The 23219-nt window shown below is 59.7% G+C and carries 19 protein-coding genes; 9 read left to right on the top strand and 10 right to left on the bottom strand.

Annotation, left to right across the window (positions count from 1 at the left end; translation table 11 throughout):
- Positions 1 to 2: 2 nt before the first annotated feature.
- The 4 genes from FGW20_RS09725 to FGW20_RS09710 are packed head-to-tail and all read right to left on the bottom strand — an operon-like array spanning position 3 to position 4985.
- Positions 3 to 2258, bottom strand: a complete 2256-nt coding sequence (locus FGW20_RS09725; protein ID WP_301677896.1) for a DUF2206 domain-containing protein — start codon at positions 2256 to 2258, stop codon at positions 3 to 5.
- A gap of 8 nt (positions 2259 to 2266) precedes the next feature.
- Complete coding sequence (locus FGW20_RS09720) at positions 2267 to 3469, bottom strand: glycosyltransferase family 4 protein (protein ID WP_301677895.1); 1203 nt, start codon at positions 3467 to 3469, stop codon at positions 2267 to 2269.
- Positions 3466 to 4641 (bottom strand): glycosyltransferase family 4 protein, encoded by a 1176-nt coding sequence (locus tag FGW20_RS09715; protein WP_301677894.1) that lies wholly within the window; start codon positions 4639 to 4641, stop codon positions 3466 to 3468. Before FGW20_RS09715 ends, FGW20_RS09720 begins: the two co-directional genes overlap by 4 nt.
- Positions 4638 to 4985, bottom strand: coding sequence for a hypothetical protein (locus tag FGW20_RS09710; RefSeq protein WP_301677893.1), 348 nt, complete (start codon positions 4983 to 4985; stop codon positions 4638 to 4640). The genes FGW20_RS09715 and FGW20_RS09710 overlap by 4 nt, the downstream gene beginning before the upstream one ends.
- A 953-nt stretch (positions 4986 to 5938) precedes the next feature.
- Between FGW20_RS09710 and FGW20_RS09705 the strand changes: the two genes are divergently transcribed.
- Complete coding sequence (locus FGW20_RS09705; RefSeq protein WP_301677892.1) at positions 5939 to 10339, top strand: Ig-like domain-containing protein; 4401 nt, start codon at positions 5939 to 5941, stop codon at positions 10337 to 10339.
- Between the two features lie 136 nt (positions 10340 to 10475).
- Here FGW20_RS09705 and FGW20_RS09700 read toward each other — a convergent pair whose 3' ends face one another.
- The 3 genes from FGW20_RS09700 to FGW20_RS09690 form a co-directional block, all read right to left on the bottom strand.
- Complete coding sequence (locus tag FGW20_RS09700) at positions 10476 to 10742, bottom strand: hypothetical protein (RefSeq protein WP_301677891.1); 267 nt, start codon at positions 10740 to 10742, stop codon at positions 10476 to 10478.
- 129 nt (positions 10743 to 10871) lie between these two features.
- Positions 10872 to 11315 (bottom strand): cupredoxin domain-containing protein, encoded by a 444-nt coding sequence (locus FGW20_RS09695; RefSeq protein ID WP_301677890.1) that lies wholly within the window; start codon positions 11313 to 11315, stop codon positions 10872 to 10874.
- Between the two features lie 67 nt (positions 11316 to 11382).
- Positions 11383 to 12621 carry an RNA-guided endonuclease InsQ/TnpB family protein gene (locus tag FGW20_RS09690; protein ID WP_301677889.1) on the bottom strand — a complete coding sequence of 413 codons (1239 nt, stop codon included), beginning with the start codon at positions 12619 to 12621 and terminating at the stop codon, positions 11383 to 11385.
- 161 nt (positions 12622 to 12782) lie between these two features.
- Here FGW20_RS09690 and FGW20_RS09685 point away from each other — a divergent pair, with 161 nt between their 5' ends.
- From FGW20_RS09685 to FGW20_RS09675, 3 genes are all read left to right on the top strand, one after another.
- Positions 12783 to 13127, top strand: a complete 345-nt coding sequence (locus tag FGW20_RS09685) for a DUF488 domain-containing protein (protein WP_301677888.1) — start codon at positions 12783 to 12785, stop codon at positions 13125 to 13127.
- A gap of 45 nt (positions 13128 to 13172) precedes the next feature.
- On the top strand, positions 13173 to 15083 hold the full coding sequence (cooS, locus tag FGW20_RS09680) for an anaerobic carbon-monoxide dehydrogenase catalytic subunit (protein ID WP_301677887.1): 1911 nt from the start codon (positions 13173 to 13175) through the stop codon (positions 15081 to 15083).
- Between the two features lie 184 nt (positions 15084 to 15267).
- Positions 15268 to 15954 carry a ferredoxin-like domain-containing protein gene (locus FGW20_RS09675; RefSeq protein WP_301677886.1) on the top strand — a complete coding sequence of 229 codons (687 nt, stop codon included), beginning with the start codon at positions 15268 to 15270 and terminating at the stop codon, positions 15952 to 15954.
- Here the strand turns inward: FGW20_RS09675 and FGW20_RS09670 are convergent.
- Entirely contained in the window at positions 15930 to 16763 is an 834-nt protein-coding gene (locus FGW20_RS09670; RefSeq protein ID WP_301677885.1) for a TrmB family transcriptional regulator, read from the bottom strand. The genes FGW20_RS09675 and FGW20_RS09670 overlap by 25 nt on opposite strands.
- Before the next feature lie 75 nt (positions 16764 to 16838).
- Here FGW20_RS09670 and FGW20_RS09665 point away from each other — a divergent pair, with 75 nt between their 5' ends.
- The 5 genes from FGW20_RS09665 to FGW20_RS09645 are packed head-to-tail and all read left to right on the top strand — an operon-like array spanning position 16839 to position 19424.
- A complete protein-coding gene (locus tag FGW20_RS09665) occupies positions 16839 to 17609 on the top strand; it encodes a DUF2115 domain-containing protein (RefSeq protein ID WP_301677884.1) in 771 nt (256 codons plus the stop codon).
- Positions 17610 to 17639: 30 nt separating this feature from the next.
- Positions 17640 to 17978 (top strand): cupin domain-containing protein, encoded by a 339-nt coding sequence (locus FGW20_RS09660; RefSeq protein ID WP_301677883.1) that lies wholly within the window; start codon positions 17640 to 17642, stop codon positions 17976 to 17978.
- A 6-nt stretch (positions 17979 to 17984) separates the two neighbouring features.
- A complete protein-coding gene (locus tag FGW20_RS09655) occupies positions 17985 to 18758 on the top strand; it encodes a 4Fe-4S binding protein (protein ID WP_301677882.1) in 774 nt (257 codons plus the stop codon).
- Between the two features lie 50 nt (positions 18759 to 18808).
- A complete protein-coding gene (locus FGW20_RS09650) occupies positions 18809 to 19144 on the top strand; it encodes a cupin domain-containing protein (protein WP_301677881.1) in 336 nt (111 codons plus the stop codon).
- 4 nt (positions 19145 to 19148) lie between these two features.
- On the top strand, positions 19149 to 19424 hold the full coding sequence (locus FGW20_RS09645; protein WP_301677880.1) for an NAC family transcription factor: 276 nt from the start codon (positions 19149 to 19151) through the stop codon (positions 19422 to 19424).
- A 99-nt stretch (positions 19425 to 19523) separates the two neighbouring features.
- Here the strand turns inward: FGW20_RS09645 and FGW20_RS09640 are convergent, their stop codons facing one another.
- Both FGW20_RS09640 and FGW20_RS09635 read right to left on the bottom strand, forming a co-directional pair.
- On the bottom strand, positions 19524 to 21902 hold the full coding sequence (locus tag FGW20_RS09640; protein WP_301677879.1) for a fasciclin domain-containing protein: 2379 nt from the start codon (positions 21900 to 21902) through the stop codon (positions 19524 to 19526).
- A 463-nt stretch (positions 21903 to 22365) separates the two neighbouring features.
- Positions 22366 to 23076 (bottom strand): fasciclin domain-containing protein, encoded by a 711-nt coding sequence (locus FGW20_RS09635; RefSeq protein WP_301677878.1) that lies wholly within the window; start codon positions 23074 to 23076, stop codon positions 22366 to 22368.
- Positions 23077 to 23219: the final 143 nt, after the last annotated feature.

The raw sequence follows: 23219 nt of genomic DNA, 5'->3' as shown, positions 1-23219 counted from the left end.
TGTCACCCGTTCAGGTAGATCTCGCTCTGATGGTTTGAATACACCTTGTTGTTGCGGTTGATCGCGGGATATATCTCTTCGATGCTCCAGTAATCATAATACTCCTCAGGACCGCTTGCGGAACGCTCGACGATGTTATATGTCCCCAGATAGGTATATGCGCCCCAAACCGGTTTGAAATCCGTTTTGGGCAAAAAGGGGGGGTTCCTCGCGATGTTGCCGTAAGATGTCAATACATTATCTTTCCGTGTTCTATCCGCATAGACGATCGAACCGTCCTCCATGTACTCACCCAGCCAGCGGGCACCAAAAACGTCCTGCTCCGGTATGAACGTTCCATAGAAGACATTTTTCGGTGTATCGCCTCCGTATTTCGTGATCGAATCCTGGCTCAGCGCGATGGACGACGGCTGATCGTTGGCGCACTCGTAGACCCAACCCGTACTGAAGAGGAACAGCAGTGAGAAGAGAACCGAGATCAGTACCAGCGGTGTTCGTCCCGCGAGCCATCCGCTCCGGAGTTTACTGATATATGTTCCCGGCACTGTAAGTATGCTGATGCCGCCGATAACGCAGAGCGGGGAGAGGAAGATGAGCACAATCTGGTAGAGTCTTGAGGTGTTGAGTGTGCTGGAGAAGTTCGGCACGAGGACGCCCGCAACTCCGAAAAGGAGTGCAATAAAAGAGAACGCAACGTATTCTCTTGAAAAATCGATGTTGGTGCACCGGAAACAGATGGTGATGAACCCGACGACGATGAGTGCCAGAGTTATAAGGTGGAGGCCCTTGGCGACGGTATGCAGGGGCGATTGAGGAGTACTGATGAGGAGATCCAGTCCTTCGGTTTCCTCGGGGTTCAGCAGGTCCACAAAGATCGTATTCCCGATGTGATCGATGATCGAGACGATCGTATCAAAGGAGGTCCCTCCCGCGACGAACATATACCACCCTAGTGTAAACCCGGTAAAGAAGAGGACATGGGCGAGGGTTATCGTCCTGCCGCCGTCTCTGTTCACGGAGTCTCCGCCTGACGAATTTTCCCCTGCTTTTCGCGAACGTTTGAGAATAGTATCGCCGCGGGTTGCGGCGACTGAGGAGAGAGTCACGTACAGCCAGACCGCGATGAGGGAGAGCAGATAGATATATGATGTTCCGTAATGCGAGACAGCCAGAGAGGCACCGAATACAGCAAATAACGCGAAATGTGTTCTTCTGGGAATATTTCTCGCGACCATCAGCATGAGGAGGAGGACAAGAAAGAGTTCTGCAATCTCCTGACGCGCCAGAGAGGCCATCTCCGCGTAAAATATGATGAACGAGACGAAGAAGAAGCATGCAAGGAAAGCGCTCTTTGCCTCCACCTGCCTTCGGAAAACATGATACAGCCCCAGGGGCACAAGGGCGAAGATGATGGGGTAGACTGATTTGAATACCCAGGTCAGGTCCAGTCCCGTGATATACGAGTAGATCGGAGCCAGCAGGACGACGGAGAGCATTGCGTTCACGTTTCCGGGACTAGTGGAGTCCCAGAATGCGTTGTCCATAACGAGGTTTGCAAGGAATGTCTCATAATGAATATCGTACCCCCAGAGATACGGGGATACGAGCGATGTGTGAAGCAACAGCGAGACGGAGATGGATAAGATTGCCAGTGGGTATAACGCTTCCGGGATCACCCGGTCAAATCCAATCAGTACGGGTATAACCGCGATGAACGCGATCACCAGCATGAGAAGTCCGTTGCTGTGATACTGGTTTACAAAATAAGTCCCGATGATTGTCAGCACCGGCACCAGGTACAGGAGAAGCGCAGGTCTTGAGAGAACCATCCCCGTATCGATATAGCCCGGTTCGACGGGTTTTTTATCTCTGACGAGGCTGAGCAAGAGCAGGATTGATGTCATGACATTGATCGTCATCAGGGTTGAACCGGATGACAGCGGCCGGGAGATCCCAACTAGGGGATAAAGCGCACTCATGAGCAATCCGGTGAACATGAGGATTGCTATACTCAATCCAACTGCATAGAGAAGCGTCTCGATGGTGCTTAGATGATGTATCCTCATGATTCTGAGGACGATTATACCCGGAACGAATGAGAAAAAGGCAAATTCCAGGATCGCCTGCAGAACCAGGATATGCGAGTTCATACTTCCGAGGAGTTGTATAACCAGCAGCCCCAGCTGGAACCCCAGGATCGCAATGAAATAACTCCGGATCTTCCAGTCGTTTAGCGTAATGGGGTTTCGGATCTGCATGACATCATCTATGCGAAGCCGGTATGACGGGCACCTGACTCCGAAACCAGCGTCCGGTACAGGTCTTCCAGGTTCCCTCCGATTATTCGCCAGTCATATTTCTCTTCGGCCAGTGCTCGAGCATTATCTCCAATCCTCTTCCGTTCGTCTTTATGTTCGATCAGATACCTGATCCCCGCTATGAACTCTTCGTCGATGTCGTCGACGATGATCGCATGCTCATAATGCTCAGCATCGATCCCTTCGATTCCTTTCTTCGTGGTCACAATGGGGAGACAGGCGCTCATATAATCGAATATCTTCAGTCTCGTTCCTCCTCCGCTTCTCAGAGGTACGATGGCGATATCCGCGCCGGCGATATTCTGGATATCGCTGATGAATCCAAGCGACCTGACGTTTGCTTCTTCAAACTCCGGAACCTGCGTCCCACCGATGACAAATGATACATCCGGGTATGTATCGGCAAAACGAGGGGCGATATACGATTGAATAAGATCAAACCCTTCCCGGTTCGGCGGATGCCTGTAGAGGCCGTGGAAGAATACGGCAACATCCGTGGGGTGCAGCCCCATCTCTTCACGAATCTTATCTCTTGCTCCGTCAGACATCCTCGAACGAATGGTGCAACCCGAAGGAATGACGCTGATTGTCCCGTCTTTGAGATGATACCTCCTCCTGAACGTAGCTGCATCATTGTCGCTCACGGCGGTGATGTGGTCGAAGAGGTATTTGCAGGAGACCCTCTCCAGTAGGTTCGTATAGGCGGGTATGAGTTTTCGCTCCATCGGAGAGTAGTGGTTATGGTTCGCGAAGGTCTGTTGAATGAAATCGGATTCAACATTGTGAGCGTCGTACACTATTTTTATCTTCCTGCGCGTAAGGAAACCGAGTATCCTGGCCGCCAATGCTCCACTGGGATGGGTGATCTGGATGAGATCAATCTCTTCGTCCCTGATGATCCGTGCCGCCTTACGGATGAAATCGGGATTGCTGTCCCTGAATATGGATAGTTTCCTACGGAACGCCTCGATATCATGATAGGTGTATACCTGCGCGACATCGTCATCGCTCTCATCATACAGGTGAGTCGGTTCAAGCACAACGATGCGGTTATTTGCGGCCTGGCATTTGACGAGGTTGCAAAACCTGTTCTGGCCCCCACTCTGGGGTTTTGACAACCCGACGGTTGTCGGGATTGCCAGTATGTTCATAGGCACTTCCGGTATTCCTGTTCGAGTTTTTTCACGACCCGGTCCCATGTCAGATTCTTTCGAACGAACTCCTGTCCTCGCTGAATCATTTTTCTCCCTTCCCCGGGATTTTCAAGGCAAAATGCCATTTTTTCCGCCAGATCCGCACAGTCCCCATACCGTACAGTCAGGCCGCAGTCGCCTTCCCTGATGAGCTCTCCGCTGCCGTTGCCGTCTGTGACAATCACCGGGGTTCCGCTTATGATCGCCTCGAACGGAACAAGCCCGAATATCTCATACTTTCCCGGATAGACGAGCAGATCGGCATCCTGGTAGGCAGAGCCGACGTCATCGATATAGCCGACAAACCGTACCCGATCCTGAATTCCGAGAGCCCGCACTCTCTCCTCGAGTTCCCGTTTGTAACCCCATTCCGGCCCGACAATGACCAGGATGGCATCTGTTTGCTCCTGTACCAGCCGGTGAAACGCTTCTATCAGAAAATCAATTCCCTTGATTCTATCGATTCTGCCCAGGTATAGAACGAGGCTGCTTCCGTTCTCTATCCCGCAAAACTTCCGGAATTCCCCTTTGCTCCTGGCGGTAACGCACCTCTCGAAACTGATGCCGTTGGGAATGACGGCGATCTTATCCTCATGAATGCCCATCAGTATATTCTGTTCCTTTTCCATGCTGTTCATGACAATCAGTCTTGATGCGGAATCTAAAATGGCGGATCCAAAGATAAAATCAAAGATATTTTTCACCCTTGCCTTACCCAGAGTTCTATTTTTCGGGAGCGACCCATGCGGTTGCAGAACGTATGGAACACCGTATTCCCTGGCATAGTGACTTACCATGGCCGCAAGGAGTGTTCTGTGCTCGTGGATGTGAATTATATCGTAATTCTGTAGATCCCGGTGTGCAACGAACGGTAAGTAGTACGGGACTATGGGCAGCGCTGCGCCCGGAAAATACTTCCGTAAATTTTCAAAATAGTAAACCTTCATCCCATCGACATTGAGGGGTCTGTTCGTGGGAAGCCCGGTCGGATAGGTGCTCCGATTCGTCGTATATACCGTGACGTCGTGGCCTGCTCTCTGGAGACGCTTTGAGATCTCATATGCCGCACGTGCCACACCCCCGGACTCCCAGCTCGGCTTGAAGAACGGTGTCACCTGTAGAATCTTCATACACGATCACGAACCTGCTGCTTGAGCCGTTGTCTGATTATTCCCGCGCACCTGTTCCGGCGGAATGGGGTGAGATGCCGGACCCCGCATTCGGCGAGGGATGTGAACCCATGCTCTCCGATGCGGTACGGGCAGGCTGCAAGGGTGCCGGTGAGTGCCTCCTCACCATTTGTAGTAAGCCGGTGTTTCCGGCTCCGGCTGACGGCGTCGGAGAAGACCACCTCCTGGTCCCCGGAAAGCCGATCGCTCCGGTGAGGTTCTTCACGCACCCTCTCAGACGGATTTTTCGCGTTGTTTGTCCAGAGAGGGATATCCCCAATGTCCTGCAGCCGTATCGACGTCATCCGACATCCTCTGTAGGGTAGACACTGTTCAACCACCGGCACCCTGTGCCTGAATGCCAGGGAGGCTTACACACCGTATCGATCGAGCAAAACTCCATCAGGTGAGCATAGCGCCGAATATCACTCCCCCCCAGGTATTGAGTTCCAGCATGGAACTCATATCATATAATACTTTGCTCGCGATATTCAACCATTAGTGTAGATGCATGAATACATGCAACTTCTTGAGGGTTTGATTGGTAAACAGAACGGCCTGCGACAGAAGCTATGATCGACCTTCATCTCCCCCCCGGTAGGGTGTGCTCCGGTCGAATGCTAACCATTTTACCCGTATGGGAAAAGTTCCGCAGAAAATCAGCAGCATTTCTGCAGACGTTGCCGGAAATATTGTCGGGATGAAAACGACTTCGTCTCTCACTCGCGCCTTGACCGGGAAAAGGAGCCGGGCAGGCGCGATGCATCCGCCCGCTGCTTACATGAACGCCCCGACAAATCCGCGACGACGCCGTGGTGTGGGTCGCCCGGCTGGGGAACCGGCGGGACCTTGCCGCGATGCGCTGACCGGCAGGGCACCTGGTCCTTCTGCGATAGTTATAATAAAAAACTCGGGGTCATAACAGTCCAGGGGAGAATCTATGTGGCCACCAGCCCCTCCACCTTCCGGCAGAAGGTGGCCCATGGCAGGCCTCCCAGAACATCCCTGCGGCCCTATAGACACATAAGAGATCCCTGTTTTTATTATAAAAATTTAAGAATAAATCACCGTAAAAGATATATATTTATACCGCTATCCACCCATTCACCGGCTACCATATGACCGGGTCTTAAATCGGAATTCGCTCTCCGTCTGCCGGACGCCCCGGCGAGCACCTGCGTTAGCCAGCCTGTTTGCGCTACCGGCAGGTCTGCGCCGCCGTCTCGCGGACAGGGAGCGATTGTCAAGGGGGAAAGAAATGAAAAAACATGCATATTTGGTGCTATTGTGCGCAGTCGTCACCATCGGACTGTTGATCCCGCCGGCTGCGGCGGTAGAGCCTGCGCCGGGGGAGGATCTCTATTCTCCCTTCAACGAAGCGCAGGAATGGCCTGATATCGACGGCAACCTGATCGTCTGGGAAGACGACAGGCACGATAACAAGGATATCTACTTTGGGACGGTAGACAAATTCAGGGCAGATCCATATCGGGGTATGCAGTATTCTTCCTATACCGGCGAGAGGATAACCGACGACCCCGCCTCGCAGGAGAGGCCGTCCATCTCGGGAAACTACATCGTCTGGCAGGACTATCGGCACGGGAACTGGGACATCTACCTCTATGACCGTTCTACAGGCATTGAGACACAGCTCACAACCGACACGGGCAAGCAGTGGCTGCCGATCGTCCGCGGGAACTACGTTGCCTGGTACGACGACAGCAGCGGCGATACCAACATCGTCCTCTACGACATCGCCGCCGGCAGCGTGAAAGACGTCATCGAGTGCGACGCGAAGATGACGATCCCCGGAGGGGACATCGACACCGAGTTCAAGCCCGCACTCTCGGAGAAGTACGTCGCCTGGGTCGAAGAGGCGGGTGAGAGGATCCGGTATTACTCCATCAATGACGGCGAGATAAAAGGGGCAGTATCCACGGGCACGGCGATTCAGTCCTGGCCCTCGCTCTACGGGAGCGTCGTAGCCTGGGAGGATAACCGGCACGGGAACCCCGACATCTACATGACCGATCTCGACGACCCGTCCGGCGGGGAGCAGAGGATCACCTCCGACAGCGCCGACCAGGTTGCGCCGGCAATCAGCGGGAGCATCATCGTCTGGGAGGACAAGCGGGTTCCGGCGCGGAGCATCTTCATGTACGACCTCTCCGCCGAGAAAGAAATGTCTGTTGTTCTGTCCGAAGACAAAGATGACGAACATCTCTACCCCGCCGTCAGCGGAAACACGATCGTCTGGCAGAGAGGCCGTGAATCGGACTCGAACCTCTACATATTCGTCTACGAACCGGGAGCACCGGTCGAACCGATCCTCGATCGTGTCACGGTCACACCGGACACGGCCACGCTGGAGATCGACGGCACCGAACAGTTCACCGCGACCGCCTTCGACCAGTTCGGAGAAGAGATGGCCGGCGCCGAGTTCGCCTGGGCATGCAGCAACACGACCGTCGGAACCATCGATGACACCGGCTTCTTCACTGCCCATGCGGCGGGCACGACGGACGTCACCGCAACTGCCGAAGACATCGCCGGAACCGCGACCGTCACCGTCACTGCTGATGAGCCCGAAGAACCGGTGCTTGATAGCATCGAGGTCGAACCGGAAACGGTCACCCTGGAGATCGACGGCACACAGCAGTTCGCGGCAACTGCCCTTGACCAGTTCGAAGAAGAGATGACCGGCATTGCGTTCAACTGGTCGTGCGACAACGAGACCGTCGGCGAGATCGACACGGACGGCATCTTCACCGCTCTTGCCGCGGGCACCGCGACCATCACTGCAACCGCCGAAGACATCACCGGAACCGCGACCGTCACGGTCACGGATGAAGAACCGGCCGCAACTGAAATCACGATCGAACCGCCCGAGGCCACGCTTGATGTCAACGAGACGGTGACGTTCGAAGCGACCGTCCGTGACCAGTTCGGTGGCGAAGTGCCCGGCGTTTCGGTCACCTGGTCGTGCGACAACGAGACCGTCGGAGCCATCAATGAGTCCAGCGGCTTCTTCACTGCCCATGCAGCGGGCACCGCGACCGTCACCGCAACAGCGGGCGACCTCTCCGAAACCGCGACCATCACCGTCACCGCTGATGAGCCCGAAGAACCGGTGCTCGAACGCATCGAGGTCGAACCGGACACGGCCACCCTGGATGTCGGCGACACAGAACAGTTCGCGGCAATTGCCTTTGACGAGAACGGCCTTGAGATGACCGGCGTCGAGTTCGCCTGGTCATGTGACAACGAGACCATCGGAACCGTCGATGATACCGGCCTCTTCTCCGCCCTTGCCTCAGGCACCGCGACCGTCACCGCGTCGGCGGGAGATGTCTCCGGAACCGCGACCGTCACCGTTAACGCAGATGAACCGGAAGAGCCGGTCCTGACAAGGATCACGCTCACACCGCCCGGAGCCACCCTGGACGTCGAGGATGTCCAGAGGTTCATGGTAACGGGCTACGACCAGGACGACAACGTCATGCCCGCCGGTGAGATCGACTGGGCATGCAGCAACGAAGCCGTCGGAACTGTCGATGAGGACGGATGCTTCACCGCCCTTGCCGCGGGCACGGCGACCGTAACCGCAACGGCAGGAAACTGCTCTGCGGAAGCAACCATCACCGTCAACGAATGGCCGGCGCTCGCGAAGATCGCGGTCGTGCCGTCCGAGGTCAGCCTTGAGAGCGGCAACGACCTGGAGTTCGAAGCCGTCGCGTTCGACCGCTTCGGCAACATCGTCGAGGACGCCGTGATCACCTGGGAGTGCAACGATGAGAGCGTCGGCACCATCGATGAGTGCGGCGTCTTCACCGCCCTTGATTGCGGCACGGCGACCATCACCGCATGCGGAGACGGTGCCGAAGGAACCGCAACCGTCACCGTGAACTGCGGCGGCCCGGTTCTCTCCAGCATCGTCGTCACCCCGGCGGCAATCACGCTCGCCACCGGCGACACCGCAACGTTCACCGCGACCGCCCTCGATCAGGACGGCTGCGAGATGTCGGACGTCGAGATCGACTGGGAGTGCAGCGACGAGGACGTCGGCACCATTGATCTCTGCAGCGGCGCCTTCTCCGCCCTTGGCTGCGGCACGGCGACCGTCACTGCATCGGTAGGCGGCGTCACCACGACGGCGGACGTAGAGGTCATCGATCGCTCGGGGGCCGCGATATCCCCGTCGGTGATCATCCTGAACTGCGAGGACGAGTGGCAGTTCACCGTGTATGGTCAACAGGATAATGCAGGCTCTATCATAGACTGGTCGTGCGCCGACCCGGGTGTCGGCGAGATCACCGGTAACGGCCTCTTCACCGCACAAGGCGAAGGCAGCACATCCGTCACCGCAACGATCGACGGGGTCGACGAGGTCGAACCTGCGACGGTGACCGTCCAGTCTGCGGCGTCGCCGGAGGTTGCGCGGATCGTGGTCAGCCCGTCCGACTTCTACATCCCCGCAGGCCACAACCTGACGCTCACCGCGTTCGACCGGCACGGATACCCGATGGACGGCGAAGTGACCTGGGAGAGCACCGATGAGAACGTCGGCACCATCGACGAGTGCGGCATCTTCACCGCGCTCTGTGACGGCGAGGTGCGGCTCATCGCATCGGCTGACGGAGTCTGTGGCTCCGCCTGCGTGACCGTTCTGCCCTCGCTCCCGGTCCCGGCCTGTGTCGAGGTCGAACCGGCCACGGCCACACTCGCGCCCGGAGAAACCCGGGAGTTCACGGCCACCGTATTCGACCAGTGCGACGACGTAATGGACTGGGTCAGGGTCTGGTGGTCGTGTTCCGACGATGATGTCGGCACGATCGACCGGGCCGGCCTCTTCGCGGCGTTCATGGAAGGGTCTGCGGACGTGAAGGCCTGTGCCGGTGGCATGGAGGGAACGGCGGCGGTCACCATCACGACAGAGCCCGCGACCGACCCCACGCCCGACCCTACACCGGATCCCACACAGACCCCGACTAAACCCGGGTCGACCAAACGCGCCTCGAGCAGCGGCGGCAGCGCTGACCCCACCTTCTTCGCAGGGATCTGCGAGAACCTGAAGAGCGGCGAGACGCACACCTTCTCGGGTATCGACGTCACGTCGATCGGCAGCGTCGCTATCACGGCTGCAAACAACATCCCGAAGATGCTGGTGGTCGTGAAGGAGACGGCGCTGTCCAACCAGGCGGAGCCTCCCGGCGGCAACACCTACGAATACATCGAGATCGCCCTCTCGTGGGTGAACCAAAACGACATCAGCGGCGCGGCGTTGACCTTCACCGTCCCGGCGAAGTGGCTCGAGGAGCACGACATGCTCCCGGAGGACGTCAGGCTCATGCGCTACGTCAACGGTGGCTGGCAGATCCTGGAGACCGAGGTCGTCGATGAAGAGAACGGGAAGTACCGCTTCCGGGCAACCACCCCCGGATTCTCCACCTTTGCCATCGCCGCGGCGCCGGAGAACGTGACCGTGACGCCGACCGCCACACCCGATGAGACGAACGTCACGGCCACGGTAACCGCGACCGAAGACGTAACGACGGAGCCGACCACTGCCGCGCCGACGACGACACCTGCGGCACCGCTCGTCTACGCGCCCCTCCTTGCACCGCTAGCCTTCTTCCTCTGGGCGAGGAAGAGGCGCTGAACCCTAACCTTTTTTTTTTATGCGGCGCCGGGGGCGGTGTCCGATACGTGCCTTCGCGCTTCTTCCACGAAATCTGTAAGAAAAAGAAGTGGGGGGGGCTGCATCGCGATGCAGCCGGTTCAATGGTCTTACCGCGTCAATACTCTGCCTGACCACCCATGGGGGCTTCTCCTCCAATCAGGGTCTCTTCTTCCATGCCTGGAGGCGTCTCTTCTTCCATGCCTGGAGGCGTCTCTTCTTCCATCGGAGTCTCGATCTCCATCGGGGTCTCGGTCTCCATTGGAGTCTCTTCTCCCATCGGGGTCTGCTGGGTGCCGTCTCCCTCCGGCATTGTGCATCCCGCGGCCAGTATGCCTGCGCCCAGGATGAGGAGCACTGCCAGAAGGACTGTGATATACCTCATGGAAGGGGGGCATCACGCACATGTTACTTATAACTTGCCCACCCGTTTGGGCCGCTGCCGTCAGAAGCCCCGGTCCGGGCAGAGACCCCACCCGGAACGCGGTAAGAGGGAGAACGCCCTGTAAAACCATCACTCCACGATGAAGTCGCCGGTCATCTGCTGTGGATGGACGTCGCACCGGAAGAAGTAGGTACCGGGCTCATCCGGCGCCGTGAAGGTGTAGGTCGCCTGGGCCGGGCCGGTGATGGTCTCGCCCACGAAGATCTCCTCGACCGCCGAGGCATTCGTGTAGACCGCGATGTTGTGCGGGATCCCGTCATCCCTGTTCTCGAAGGTTATCGTCACGTTCGCCCCCGCAGGCGCCGTGATGGTGCTCGTATCAAAGGCCAGGTTATCGGCGGCAACGGTGAAGGTCACACCCGGGCCGTCCGTTGCGGACGTCGGCGTCGTTGTATCGTTTTCCGTCTCCGTGGCGGTCGGGGTGACGTCTCCGCCGGGCTGGGTGCATCCCGCTGCAAGCGAACCGGCGCTCACGACGAGGAGCGCCACAAGAAGGACTGCATTGGGCTTCATGGCGGGGAACTCATCTCCATCATAGTTATACCTTCCCTGCCCCGTGCACCCCGAGAACAGGAGTGAACTACCCCGCCCTGAAGGGCGGGGCTTCCTGCTTCATGGACAATACTTGCATCACAGAGATGTGATGTAGAGGTATCATCTCCACAGCACGGGAAATCGAAGATTTCCCTGGCTGGGAAATGCTCTGCATTTCCACAGGCTCAAAGGGCTGTTCCATCCCTACGCGGTGGATATTCACCGCAGCATTGTAATCTCTATCGGCAACAAACCCACAGTATGGGCATTCGTGGACTCTCTCGGAGAGACTTTTCTTCACGATGCTTCCGCAGTTCGAGCACATCTGTGTCGTGTCGCGGGGATCGATCTGGATGACGGTCGTACCAGCACTTTCAGCCTTGTACGCGAGGTAAGAATAGAATCGTCCCCATGAAGCATCGTGAATACTCCTGCGAAGCCCGCGAGATTTATCCTTCTCTTTGAGATACTTGATATTCAGGTCTTCAACGCAGATCGTTGCATAGGTGTCAACGTACTGGCGGGAGAGTTTGTGCAGGAAATCGTTCTTCTGGTTCGTGATGTGCTCATAAACCTTCTCCAGCCTGTATTTTGCCTTTTTCCAGTTCTGCGAAAGTCGCTTCTTCCGGGCAATGCTTTGCTGTAACTTCTTGATTCGGTCAAGCGAGCGCTCATAGAACCGAGGATTCTCAATCACTGTACCGTCGCTATCAACTACAAACGAGTTCAAACCAACATCAATGCCAACCGAACGCCCTTCCCGCTTTGATGCAGACACTGTCTGCTCTGCCTGAACGATCACATACCATCTATCACCGGAACGGGTGATCAAGACACCCTTCACGTCTCCTGAGTAAGGTCGGTGCATTCTGAACGGAATTGCTCCGATCTTTGAGAAAGTGATCGTGCTGTATTCACGGTTGATCTTGAACCCCGACTGGTTATAGTTGAGCGTTCGGTACCGGGATGCGCTCTTGAACCGGAGTTTGCCGATCTTCCGCCCTTTCTTCTTTGTCTGCGACAGGGCACGCAGGTTACTCCAGAGGGTGTAGTTCACCATCTGAAGTACTTTGGAGTACACGTCCTTCAGAAACGGGTTCTCCTCTTTTAGCGTGACGATCCGCGCCTGCATTCCTCGCATCGTCGGAGCGACCCCGGCCTCTCGTGCGGTAGTACACTCTTCGAGGAGGGTGTTGTAGAGCCACCGACAGGTATCGAGTGCAGTATTCAGCCGCGTCCTGGTAATTGCATCTGGATATGCTCGATACTTGTAGGAAATGAGCATGGACAACAAGAGAGTTAATCTGAAATAAGATATACTTGATCCGTGCGGGGTGAACGTGAAGAAGGGCGGCTCCGCTTTCATCCCCACCCTGAACGGTGGGGACTTCCCGCTCCGCCCCTTCACCCCCACAGGTTAAATGAGAGGGCGCCGTATCTCCGGCCATGATACGTATAAAGAGGATCTATGCGATACCCTCAGAAGACGACGGCACCCGGGTTCTCGTCGACCGGATATGGCCGAGGGGCATCTCGAAAGAGAAGGCGTCGCTCGACCGGTGGGAGAAGGAACTCGCACCGTCGGGCGAACTGCGGCGATGGTTCGGGCACGACCCGGCGAAGTGGGAGGAGTTTCTCCGGCGCTACCGGGCAGAACTCGCGGGAAAAGAGGAAGAACTCGCCCGGCTCAGGCAGGAGGCGGTGGAGGAGACCGTCACGCTCCTCTACGCCGCGAGAGACGAGACCCACAACAACGCCGCGGCCCTGAAACGGTATATCGAGGAGGAATAACCCGCACCGATACCTTCTTTATGCCTCGATCCAGTTCCTCTCCCCATGACCATGGAGAGCGACAGGATATCCTACCACGACTCGGTGAGAACCGTCTACGAGCGGCTCAAAGCGGACGGCATGTCGAACGTCTGGGACCGCTACGAGGCGCAGGGTCTCGGAAGAGATCCCGACAAGCGGTGCGCCTACTGCCAGGCGGGAGCACGGTGCGACTTCTGTTCGAACGGCCCCTGCCGGGCGGACGCCTCCCGGAACTGGCGGGGCGTCTGCGGGATCAATGCCGACGGCATGGCGATGCGGATGATGCTTCTCCGGAACGTCATGGGTGCGTCGAACTACCACTTCCACGCGGCGCAGGCCGTCCGCACCCTCCGGGCGACCGCGGAGGGAAAGACCCCGTTCTCGATCGCGGAGCCGGAGAAACTCAGGACGTTTGCCGGGCGGCTCGGGATCGATACCGGCGGGAGCGACGCCGAGGTCGCGCTCCGGCTCTGCGACTTCGTAGAGGAGGACTTCCACCGGTTCACCCACGAGCCGAGCCGGATCGTGGAGCGGCTCGCTCCGGAGGAGCGCAAAGAGACCTGGAAGCGGCTCAACCTCTTCCCGGGCGGGATCTACGGGGAGGCGATCGTCGATACCGCCTCGACGCTCACGAACGTCGACGGCTGGTTCGCGAGCCACGCCATGCGGGCGATGCGCCTCGGTGTCGCGATGGCCTACCAGAGCCAGATCGTCCTCGAGTACATCCAGGACATCCTCTACGGCATCCCCCGCCCGCACCCGATGCGGGTCGACCTCGGGGTGCTCGACCCCGACTACGTCAACATCCTCCCGAACGGTCACGAACCCTTCCTCGGGTTTGCCCTCATCGACCTCGCCCGCACCGGCGAGTGGCAGCAGAAGGCGAAGGATGCGGGGGCGAAGGGCCTTCGGATCATCGCGAACATCGAGACCGGACAGGAACTGATCCAGCGCCGGGAGATGGACGACGTCTTCTACGGCTACACCGGCAACTGGATCATGCAGGAGGCGGTCCTTGCCACCGGGGCGGTGGACGTCTTTGCCGCCGATATGAACTGTTCGCTCCCGCTCGACCCCCTCTACGCCGAGAAGTACCACTTCAAACTGATCCCCGTGAGCGAGGTCGTGGTCTTCGAGGGCGGGACGGAGCGGCTCGATTACGTCCCGGAGGAGGCAAAAGAGCAGGCGGCGACCCTCCTGCAGATGGGGATCGAGAACTTCAAGGAGCGGCACGACACGATTGAACCGATCCGGGGTCTTCCCGTGCGGGAGGCGGTGGTCGGGTTCGCCACGGAGAGCATCGTCGACGCGCTCGGCGGGAGCCTCGACCCGCTGCTCGGTGCCATCAAGGACGGCACCATCCGGGGCGTCGTGGGGCTCGTCTCCTGCACCACGCTGCGCGACACCGGGCAGGACGTCCACACCGTCGCGGTCGCGGAGAACCTGATCGCCCGCGACGTCTTGGTGCTCGGGATGGGGTGCGGGGTCGCGGCCCTCCAGGTCGCCGGGCTCTGCTCACCGGAGGCGAAGGAGAAGGCCGGGCCGGGGCTGAAAGGGCTCTGCACGGCGCTCGGCGTACCGCCGGTGCTCGGGTTCGGGACCTGCACCGACACCGGCAGGTGCGCCGACCTCCTTCTCGCGGTCTCCGAGGCCCTCGGCGGCGTTCCCCTCCCCGACCTCCCGGTCGCCGTCGCCGCCCCGGAGTACATGGAGCAGAAAGCGACGATCGATGCCCTCTTCGCGCTCGCGCTCGGCCTCTACACCTACGTCAACCCGATCCCGACCGTGACCGGGGGGCCGGACCTCGTCAAACTCCTGACCGAGGACCTGCCCGGCATCACCGGCGGGGTGCTCCACGTCGAGACGGACGCAAAAGCGGCAACGGATGGGATCCTGGAGCACATCGAGGGGAAGCGGGCGAAACTGGGGTTATGAGGGGGTCATACCCCTCAGCACCGTGGGCCGGGCCGGTCAGGTGGGAGATGCGGTCCCCCAATCGGCCGTATGGGAGTGCCTGAACGGGTGTACCCCGCGGAGTGACACCACGCTTTTCCCTCCCGACGGCGATGGCTGGATTGTATCCGGCGCATCCGAAACTGCCGGAGAGGTGAAAACGAGCATGGAAAACGGACCCAGAGGAGCAATCCTCCAGAGAGATAAAACGTCCTACGCGATCGTGCCGAGAACCCCCGCGGGGATCGTCAGCCCGGAGCACCTGGAGAGCATCGTCAAGGTCGTCAGGCGCTACGAGATCCCCGTCATCAAGATGACGTCGGGACAGCGGATGGTGCTCGTCGGGATCAAAGAAGAGGACGTCGAGAGCATCTGGAACGAACTCGGGATGACCGTCGGGCAGGCGACCGCGCCCTGCGTCCACTACGTCCAGGCATGTCCCGGGACGGTGACCTGCAAATACGGCAAACAGGACTCCCTGGGCCTCGGGCTCGAGGTCGAGGATCTCTACCAGGAGATGGATCTGCCAGCAAAACTCAAGATGGGCGTCTCGGGATGCCCCCGGTGCTGCGGCGAGAGTTACCTCCGCGACATCGGGCTCATGGGGAACGCGAAAGGCTGGACGGTCATCTTCGGCGGTAACTCCGGCGGCCGCCCCCGGATCGGCGACGTCGCCGCAAAAGACCTCACGAAAGATCAGGCCCTCGACCTGGTCCGCCGTCTGCTTGAGTACTACCGGGCCAACGCCAAACCGGGAGAGCGGACCGCACGGTTCCTCGAGCGGGTCGGGTTTGACGCCGTCAAAAATGACGTCCTGACCTTCGCCCCCTACATACCGCTCGACTCCGCCTGATCAGGGGGCCGCGGAAGGGGGCCGCCGATGCAGTCGGCGTTCGCGATCATCCGGTTGACGAACTGTCTCTGGACGCAGGCGATGAACGGCAGGGTGATCACGACGGCGTTCCGGACCCCATCCTGGCGGTAGACGATCATGCAGACGCGGTCGTCGGCGATGAAGATGTAATCGAGCAGGAACGCCGACCCGTCCACCGGGATGGGGCCGCAGTAGATCTTCTCGAAGATGTTCTCCTGGAAGAAGGTGCAGAAAGGCTTCGGGACGTAGAGGGACGCGTCCCCGAGCGGCTTCTTGATCCCGCGCTTCCCGTTCGGGAGGAGGACGCTCACGGGACGCTCCCTCGATGTATCGGCAATCAGGCGGGCGAACTCGCCGATCTCCCGGTAGTCCAGGCAGACGACGGCGAGGTCGCGGGCGACGCCGCCGGCAAGCGACTCCGCGTGGCGCCGGATGCTCCACTCCCCCTGCACATACCAGATCGGCGAGTTCTTCGCCCGGGCGTCGAGCGAGAGGGCGTCGAGACCCTGCACCGCCGCCGTCGCCGCGGCGTCCACGGCGCTCTTCAGGTGGTGGATGACGACCGCGGGCTCGGCCGGGATGTAGAGATAGGGGTTCCCCCGCCGGACGGTGATGAAACCCCGTGCGGCAAGCCCTTCGGCGATGTCGTAGACCCTCGGCCGGGGGACTCCGCTCGCCTCGTGGACCTGGCGGGCGCTCCCCTCGCCGATCCCGACGAGGGCCGCGTAAACCCGGGCTTCGTACTCCGTCAATCCGAGGGCCGTCAGGTTCCTGACAAGACCGTTCATTGTTGTTACTATGAAAGTTACATCAAGATTAAACCTCTCCGCATCGCATCTTCTTATGTAAACTCTGGTGAGACCATGCGGCTGGAGACGATACTGAACCGTATTCTGCGGCTCATCGGCCGGGAAGGCCGCGAGACGCCCGGGGCCGGCCCCCGCGACGCCTGCTCCTTCATCATCGACCCCTTTGATGATGAAGGCGAGGCCGGGGACGGGCAGTCGGTATCGGTGGCGGCGATCAGGAGAGCGTGCCGGCGAATGCAGGAGGCAGCGACGAAGAGGGACCTCCTCTGCGTCATCGCCGACGAGATGAAGGCGTTCGACCTGCACGACCTTGAGATGATGCACGCCCGGTTCGAGCGGAAGGTTGCCGGCCTCCCGGAGGACTATCGCGACCGGCTCCTCGAGAGCGTCAGAGAGGAGATCTTCGGGGCACACCACCAGCTGGTCCTCCTCTCCCGGAACGGCGGCGGATCCGACGACCCACCGGACCCGGCACTCGGCGCCTACTGCGCCATGGTGGCGGAGGCCTGCACCGAGAAGGCGCGGGAGAAGGACCCGAAGTTCCTCTACCTGAAGTACCTCCTCTCCGCGTTCACCATGTTTGTTGTGGAAGAACCCGCACATCCCGTCGGCACCCCGTTTCCCGGAGGGCAGATCGTCGACGAGTGGGAGGGGGCCTATCTCTGCCCGGTCAGGGACAAGGCCGACGACGTATCGTATGCTCTCTGCCCCTACTGTCCGGCGGTCCAGAGCGATGAGCCGACCTTCCCGGAGATGCGGGCCCGTCGCCATGAGCGGCGGCGGCGGGAGAGCCTCGCGAACTACTGGACGAATTATAAGGGATGAATGCGATACAACAGACTGGAGATGGATGATATGAAGATTGTTGATGTAGCACAGGAACCGATCGGCAAGAATCCGCATAACGTCGACGCCCGGAAGGTCTACGACACCGAGCACGCGAACGCGGTCGTGATCACGCTTGCGCCGGGAGAGTCGTTAAAGAAGCACATAACCCCGGTGGACGTCTTCTTCTACGTCCTCGAGGGGACGGGAATCGTCGAGATCGGCGACGAGCGTGCGGAGGTCGGCAAGGACCACCTGGTCGACAGCCCGGCAAAGATACCGCACCGCTTGATGAACGAGAGCGACGGCACTTTCCGGGTGCTGGTGGTGAAGGTCCCGCGCCCGACGACCGGGACGCGGCTGCTGTGAAGATACATGGTCGTTGAGTCGATCCCGAAGGCCGCAGGGTTCATCTACGGCATCATCGCGTTTGCCGCCCTCGCATGGCTCTGGTACTCGGGCCGGTTCACCCGGCGCCGTGCGCTGCCGTTCCTCGCAGCCTCGGTGTTCTTCGGGTTCCTGGTCTTTGCGCCGGTCTTCCCCTACCAGTTCCAGCTCCTCGTCCTCCGGGACGCGGCGGCGCTCGGCTCGCCGCTCCCGATGGCAATCGTGGCGCTTCTCGCCTTTATCGCCCTCACCCTCGTATTCGGCCGGATCATCTGCGGGCAGGTCTGCCCCGCGGGGGCCGTCCAGGAACTCATGTATCTCGTGCCGGTGAAGAAGCACGGCCGCGCCGAAAGCCGTGTCCCGACGGCGGTCCGGGTGGGCGTCTTCGTCGTCTTCCTCGCGGCGGGGTTCGGGCTCTCGGTGAACCTTCTTGCGCTCCTGGGCCTCCCGGCCTTCTTCAATCTCACGGTCGCGAGTGTCTCGTTCTTCGTCTTCCTCGGGATCGTCCTCCTCTCCGCCGTCGTCTACCGGCCGTTCTGCCGCTACGTCTGCCCCTACGGCGCACTGCTCGCCCCCGCGGCGTCAAGGGCCGCCTACCGGCTCCGGCGGACGGACGCCTGCATCGACTGCCGGAAGTGCGAGCGGGCGTGCCCGACCGGGGCGGCGACACCGGGCGCCGGAGCCGGGGAGTGCTACCTCTGCGGCCGGTGCACGGAGGCCTGCCTGGTGGACGGGGCGCTCGTATACGGCCGGGGGAGATGAGAAGAGTAGATAAGCGAAGGATGTCAGAGTAAAGAAGAGGTTGGTATACCATGGCTAAAGAGAATCGTACAGAGTTGCGGGGGAAGGTTCTCCGGCTGGCGGATCTCGTCGCCTACCAGGACGGAACCGTGGCAAGCAGGATGATCATCAACAAGCCGGTAGGGAGCATCACCCTGTTTTCGTTCGACGAGGATGAGGGGCTCTCGGAGCACACCGCACCCTACGATGCGGTGGTGACGATCCTGGACGGGGAGTGCGAGGTCTGGGTTGCGGGGGAGACGCACCAGATGAAGGAAGGAGAGACGATCGTCTTCCCGGCGAACGTCCCCCACGCTCTCTCGGCCATAACCCGGTTCAAGATGTCGCTTACGATGATACGGGAGTGAGAGCGTGACGAACGAGAAGGAAGGCGATTACTGCACCGTCTGCGGCGGGGTCCGGCCGGACGCGATCAAGATCCGGACGATCCTCGTGGACGGGAAGGAGACCGGTGTCAACCAGCTCGACTTCATCATCGACGGGGTGCGGGACCTGCACCTCGCGGACGACGCCGCGATTCGCGCCGAACTCCTCAAGAGAGCGGGGGAGTTCAACTTCATCCCGACAAAGAAGAGGGAAGCCTACGGCGACGCCCTGATGCGGGAGTATACGGGAACGCAGGCGTGAGCGGCCGCCGCCACTCCCTCGGCCAAAACATTTCTCTTCTCACCGGGTTTTTTCCCGGATACCGATCCTGTCCGAACGCACAACCGCAAAAAAAAAAGGTTAGGCGCTGATGGCAGCCAGTCTGCCATCTTCGCCCACGAACAGCCAGTAACCCTCGGTCGGGAAGAGTTCCTGATCATCCGTCTGGTTGTTGACGATCGCCTGCCGGTAACTCTGGCTCTCCGCATCGTAACCGACGACGTAGACCCAGATGTCTTCCACCGACCTGAGCGCTTCGTCCGCACTGCTCTCCGTCAGGTCGGAGTAGCCGATGGCGTTCCAGCCAGGACTGAGCGTCTTCAGTGCGGGTGCCCTCACCGGGTCAGTGCTGAGCATCAGCTCCACGGTCGTCTCCTCGGTCGAGTAGACCCAGTATCCTTCAAGGACCACCAGGGTCTCGTTCTCGCCCAGGGGCTCGAAGCCGCCCGCCGGGGTGTGGGTGTAGAACGACCGCCCGTCGGTGTCGACGTCCGCAAAGACCGACGCTGCGGTATCGTTGCCCGCAGAGAGCGGCCTCGGGATAGAGACGAAGTTCCAGCCTTCATAGAGCTGGATATCCATGGTCTCCTCCGGCGTCGGCGGTGTCGGCTCAGGAGTCACATTCACCGGTGGGGTCGGCTCAGGCGTCACGTTGACCGGCGGCGTCGGCTCAGGCGTCACGTTGACCGGCGGCGTCGGCTCAGGCGTCACGTTGACCGGCGGTGTCGGCTCGGGTGTCACGTTCACCGGTGGTGTCGGCTCGGGTGTCACGTTGACCGGCGGCGTCGGCTCGGGTGTCACGTTGACCGGCGGCGTCGGCTCGGGTGTCACGTTGACCGGCGGTGTCGGCTCGGGTGTCACCGGCGGGGTCGGTGTCGGGATCGGGGTGTCCGGCGGGATCAGGACACCATCGATCACGTAGACCACGATGTTGGTCGTGATCTGGATCTGGGTCACAACAACGAAGTTGTTGATGGTCAGCTGGCCGTCGTCGGTGAGCGAAACGTTAACCTCCGATCCTTCGACGGTCGGCAGGGAGATCTGCCCGTCGGTCGCGTTCTCGCAGAGCTGCACGAGCTCCTCGATCGTGTAATCACCCTGGATAACGTGGTAGCCGAGGATGTCGTTTAAGAGCATCGTGTCGCCCATGATCACCGAGAGCGTCTGGTTGCCCAGCCCGGCGAACGCCTCGTTGGTCGGAGCGCATATCACGTAACTCCCGTTCTCTTCGAGTTCCTCACCGATAGTGGAGTTGTTCACCGCTTCAACGAACGTCGTCAGGTTCTCCTCGTCCGCAAGTTCCGTGATAATCAGTTCGGTGATGTTCGCTTCGGGCGGCGGCGTCGGCTCAGGCGTCACGTTGACCGGCGGTGTCGGCTCAGGTGTCACGTTCACCGGCGGCGTCGGCTCAGGCGTCACGTTCACCGGCGGCGTCGGCTCAGGCGTCACGTTCACCGGCGGCGTCGGCTCAGGCGTCACATTCACCGGCGGCGTCGGCTCGGGCGTCACGTTCACCGGCGGTGTCGGCTCGGGTGTCACGTTCACCGGCGGTGTCGGCTCGGGTGTCACGTTCACCGGCGGTGTCGGCTCGGGTGTCACGTTGACCGGCGGTGTCGGCTCAGGCGTCACGTTCACCGGCGGTGTCGGCTCAGGTGTCACGTTCACCGGCGGTGTCGGCTCGGGTGTCACGTTCACTTCTTCTTCAGTGGCCGTCACGTTGACCGTATCGGCGGCCAGCGGAATGATCGGCGTGTGGTCGTTGTTGACCAGCTGGACCGAGAGGTTGTGCTCGCCCGCCGTCACATTCTCCCAGGTATAGGAAGTGTTCACGGAGACGACATACTCGCCGGTCTCCGGGATGGCGGGTTCGCTCTCGTTCATCGACACCGGGGCGTCCAGGTAGTAGTGCAGGTGGCCTTCGCCCGGCGCGTTCGCCTGCCCGGTCGGTTCCACCAGCGTGAAGTTCATAACGTCAACGCTCACCGTGACGTTTCCGGCAGTAACGTTGGCGCCCTCCATGGGCTCAACGATGCTGACATTCGCTTCGGCGGCCGGCGTCGGCTCAGGTGTCACGTTCACCGGCGGCGTCGGCTCAGGAGTCACAACCGCCTCAAGAACGGTCACGTCCACCGTCAGGGTATACGTGGCGTTCTCCAGGGTGTGCGACGGCGGGCCATAGGAGTAGGTCAGGTTGTCCCCATCGGAGAGGTTCGTCACCGCGGCCCCTGTCGTGCCCTCCTCGCCGTTCACCCAGTATGTCCAGTTGTACGGCGTCTCGTTCACCAACTCGTTCTCAATATCCATGATCGATACAATGCTGAGGTTCCCCTCTTCAGGAGGCAGGTCTTCTATAACCAGGTAATCGAATGCTCCAAGAATCGAGGCGACGTCAAGTGCTCCAAGCACGCTGGTCTGCGGCACCTCGTACGTCTCGGTACTGTTCAGCGGTGTAACGTTCACAGTCTCATCAGGGTTCAGTTCGACAGGCCCTCCTCCAATCGAGACTGCTACACTTGCAGCAGAGATTGATAGGAGAAGGACGATGCACAAACCGAACAATACAGGTCGTCTCATACATATCCCCCCTTGCGAGCAGAGGAATGAGCAGAGTAATATAAAAATATTGCGATAATAACGTTCAAATCTCCTTATGAAAAAATCGCGCTCTACATCGGGGCGATTCTTTTCACACTTCCACCACATGCCAGCATCATCCAATCGCAGCGAGGAGAAAGAGAAAAACCTCTAGAACGTCTCCAATGCATGTTTAGAACGCTCCAGGGCCCGGCATGCCGTCCTGACTGACGGGAGGTATAACCCGGCAGTCTCCGCAGGATGTTCTGCGGACAAAAAAGATGAAGAGGTGTTGCAGCCCGGACAGGGGCAGGCCGGCGGCACTTGCCGCCCTCTACCGTGCCTTACATCACTGTACGACGCCTACCATGCCGCTCTGGTTCTCGGCCATCTCCTCGGTCGGAGTCTCCTCGCCCGCCGTCTCCTCGGCCGCTGTCAGGTTCACACCCGGAGGCACCAGCACCTGATCGATGATGTGAATCACACCGTTTGTTGTGTTGATGTCCGCCATGGTGACGGTGGCGTTCTCGACCATGACTTCGCCGTCGGTCGTGGAGACGTTCAGGTCCTCACCGGCAAGCGTCGTGAGCGTGCTCATGTTCTCGCCCGCGGTCTCGTTCTCACCGCCAAGAAGCCCGCTGAAGATGTCAAGCACCCCGCCTTCGGACTCATTTCCGGCAGTCTGGTTCTGCTCTCCGGTCTGGTTGCCGGCCATGCTGGTGATGTTCTCCGCAGTGTACTCTCCATCGACGACATGGTACTCGAGAACCATCGTCAGGTTGTCGGTCTCGTTCATGAGCTGGTTCACGGTATCGTTCCCGAGGGCGTCAAACGCCTCGTTGCTCGGGGCAAAGACCGTATACGGCCCCTCGCCGTTCAGGGTATCATAAAGCCCCGCCACGTTGACCGCTTCGGCCAGCCTTGTCAGGTTCTCGTCCTGCTCAATGTAGGCGGCGATCGTCATATCCTCCGTCTGGTTATCCATCTGTTCGGTCTCGCCCATAGGCGTCGCCGTTGCATTCTCGTCCCCGATTACCGCCGCTGTTACGGCAAACGGCATCGCAAGAAGAGCAAGAATGCATGCGCATAGAGTTATCCATCGTCTCATACTACCATCCCCCCTTGGGAGAGGGGGGAGATATGCACTGAATTATATAAATCTTGCTATATTAGTAGTAATAATCCCGATGGTCAAAAAGGCAC

The organism is Methanoculleus methanifontis (assembly GCF_030464365.1).
GTDB lineage: Archaea > Halobacteriota > Methanomicrobia > Methanomicrobiales > Methanoculleaceae > Methanoculleus > Methanoculleus methanifontis.
Note: the sequence above shows the minus strand (reverse complement) of the source record. Positions and strands in the feature narration are given on the sequence as shown.